This window comes from Chromobacterium fluminis (assembly GCF_011602385.1).
Lineage (GTDB): Bacteria > Pseudomonadota > Gammaproteobacteria > Burkholderiales > Chromobacteriaceae > Chromobacterium > Chromobacterium fluminis.
In genome coordinates this window covers 1-2,766 of record NZ_JAAOMA010000105.1, presented here as the reverse complement: position 1 = coordinate 2,766, position 2,766 = coordinate 1, and the positions used below count along the sequence as shown (strand labels likewise).

The following is a 2,766-nucleotide window of genomic DNA, read 5'->3' as shown; positions in this document are numbered from 1 at the left end:
ACTATAATCATGCTCGCCCGCATAGTGCATTGAATTACCTGACCCCGACCGAGTACCGGGAGAAACACTTACCCCAACCACGCCTGATTGCTACCTAATCAGTGGTATACCAACTGGGGGAAGGTCAGAGTCAAGGGTGGGGGATTAAATTGAATGACAGAGAGTCCGCGGATACGATCAAAACAGGAAGCTGCCGGATTAGGAGTGGGCTTCTGAAAATAAAAATGGCGATATGTATTATCGCCGTTTTTATTTATTCTGGGATGATGAATTTGTCCGAGGTTGGAAAAGTCATGTTCCTCAGGTGACTTTCAACTTCCCTGCTAATATCTTCGGATGTTTCAGGACGCTCTTTGATCTTTGTGGCCCAGTCGCGCCCTGGGTGAAGCATATCCCAGCGTGGTCGCTTACTATCACGGCGTCCCTTTCCTGGGTTGTGGTTGCCAAACCCATCCACTAAGGAGTTCCACACCGGTGAATACCGGGCGATAAGCAATGATTCGCCTAGAGGAATCCAAATGTCTTCCACGACTAGGAAGCGACATGTGAAGTCTTTTATATCTAGATTGTTAACCGCGCGGATGCTTTCCGCATGCTCGGATAGGCGGCTAAGCAGAGCTTTCCCCGCCTTACTGTTAACGGCGGGTTCCCCTCCTTTACGAGATCCTGAGGGAACTGCTTTGCCCACATAAATCGGAATCTGCTTGGATTCTCGGTTTCGTTTGGCAATTTCTTCATACGGAGCAAATGTTCCAGAGTAATAAATTGCATATATGCCCGCGCCGCGAAACTCGGGAAGGTCGCCTAGCTGGTGAGTTTTGCCTGCGAGAAGGGCCTCGGCCACCGAAGCACCTAGATTTTTCTTGTCGAGTGGGTTGAATGGGATGACTTCCGCGGTCATGCGACACCCTTTGTTTTATTTTTGGACAACAGAGCCTCAAGCTCAAGCATCTGGGAAACAAGAAGGCGTTCGGCGACACTGGATGCCACGATGCGAGCCAGCATTACGGGAACCGCGTTTCCGAGTTGTCGCATTGTTTCAGTCCATGAACCATGAAAATGGTAGCCATCGGGGAAGGTTTGGATGCGAGCGGCTTCCCGGACTGTGAAGTAGCGAACCGATCCATCCTCGTGGACTAGCATGTTCTCCCCTCCAGGGACTCCATGAGCTCCCGCTTTCAAGGTCTTTGCAGGCAGGTCGAGTGGACTGCCTGTGTGGCCGGGGTATACTCGCGCGCCATCTTGAAAGAAGTGGTTGGCAATATGTTTCGCTTTCTTGGCGCGCGGGTCGGGTAGGCCCACTAATGCATCACGGACAGTTCGCCATGGGAGAGTTTCGGGTGGTAAAAACTCAAGGCTGTTGATGCGTGATTGGAGTTTTTCCGGGGGCAGCGGCCGCATATTACTGGGAATGGCATGCCGTTCCCAATATTCACCAGTTACCCATTGTTCATGCAGCAAGGCATCAAAACTGTGTGTGGCTTTGGGGAATGACCACTCGATGCCTAGATCGGAGCGGAAACCGACGATAAAAACACGTTCCCGCTTTTGAGGGATGCCATAGTCCGCCGCATTCACCAGTGTTGGAACAACATTATAGGTTAGGCCCGAGTTAAAGGCGTTTCCGGATGCTTTTTCCTTCTGTAGGCGAAGAAAGTGCTCATACCAACCTTCGGAGCTGAGTCTTCCTATCTCGGGAAAGGTAAGCTGAAGCAGAATATATTGGTAATAGTTAGCAAAGGATGAGCGCGTCAGGCCTTTCACGTTTTCCACGATGAATGCGCGCGGACGTAGCCTACGAATGATATCAACCGTTGCGGGAAACATATCCCGACCATCATCATGGGCCTTGTGTTTACCTCCCATCGAAAATGGTTGGCATGGCGGGCCGCCCGCGACGAGATCTATCCCATCTCCCAGGCCAGACCAGTCGAAGTGGCGAACATCGCCCTCAGCCACGTTCCACCCTTCAACCAGAGGATATCCACGTGCGCCATTCTCTCGGATTGTGTCGCACGCCCACTTGTCCCACTCGACAACGGCCTGAGGCTCGAAACCAGCGAGGTGGACGCCCATTGCGAGTCCTCCCGCGCCAGCGAACAACTCAACACATTTCATCTTGTTTCCCCTTCATCAAGGAAATGCCGTAAGCGTTCGGCAAGTTGTTCCTTGAGTTTCAACTGACATTCCCAAACTATGAGGATTCGCCAACCCGAGGCTTGCAATGCCGCGATTTTGAGGGCATCCCTTAGTCGGTTTCCCTCGAGCTTTGCTGACCAAAACTCGACACGTGACTTTGGCATTCTGGCCAGAGAGCACATCTCATGGCGATGCCAGAAACAGCCATGCACAAAAATAATGGCTTTTCGAGATCGGAAAACCAAATCAGGCTTACCAGGGAGATCGCGGCAATGTAGGCGATACCGGTATCCCATGCCGTGGATGAGTTTCCGAACGAACATTTCAGGCTTGGTATCCACAGAGCGAACCCTCGCCATCCGTTGGCTTCGCTCCTCGGGTGTAAGCGTATCCATGGCCGTTAGCTTAGCGCATTCCGAGGCTTGACACGTGAGTGAGCGCTACAGACGGATTGCGGTTTTAGCATGAAAAAAGCTCTCCTGAACGGAGAGCTCCATGGTGGTTTCGATCAGAGCCCTAAGCGCTGAAGGCAACTCAAGGTGGTGATTCTATCAGTAGCCCCTCTCCCTTACTAGTTTGTGGCGGAGGATTTCATGGGCTTGTGCTGTGGCTGCATTACCACGCATC

At 52.0% G+C, this 2,766-nt stretch carries 3 protein-coding genes; all 3 read right to left on the bottom strand.

All coding sequences use genetic code 11. From position 1 onward, the window contains the following. Positions 1-253: 253 nt before the first annotated feature. Genes HA052_RS27010 through HA052_RS28300 form a run of 3 tightly spaced genes read right to left on the bottom strand, consistent with a single transcriptional unit; the run spans position 254 to position 2,534 of the window. Positions 254-901 (bottom strand): Eco29kI family restriction endonuclease, encoded by a 648-nt coding sequence (locus tag HA052_RS27010; protein WP_166454430.1) that lies wholly within the window; start codon positions 899-901, stop codon positions 254-256. Further along, a complete protein-coding gene (locus HA052_RS27005; RefSeq protein ID WP_166454429.1) occupies positions 898-2,118 on the bottom strand; it encodes a DNA cytosine methyltransferase in 1,221 nt (406 codons plus the stop codon). Before HA052_RS27005 ends, HA052_RS27010 begins: the two co-directional genes overlap by 4 nt. Next, entirely contained in the window at positions 2,115-2,534 is a 420-nt protein-coding gene (locus HA052_RS28300; RefSeq protein ID WP_166454428.1) for a very short patch repair endonuclease, read from the bottom strand. The genes HA052_RS27005 and HA052_RS28300 overlap by 4 nt, the downstream gene beginning before the upstream one ends. Positions 2,535-2,766 lie beyond the last annotated feature (232 nt).

Coding starts and splice junctions, on each gene's coding strand:
- HA052_RS27010 (WP_166454430.1), bottom strand. CDS start 901: ATGACCGCGGAAGTCATCCCATTCAACCCACTCGACAAGAAAAATCTA.
- HA052_RS27005 (WP_166454429.1), bottom strand. CDS start 2,118: ATGAAATGTGTTGAGTTGTTCGCTGGCGCGGGAGGACTCGCAATGGGC.
- HA052_RS28300 (WP_166454428.1), bottom strand. CDS start 2,534: ATGGATACGCTTACACCCGAGGAGCGAAGCCAACGGATGGCGAGGGTT.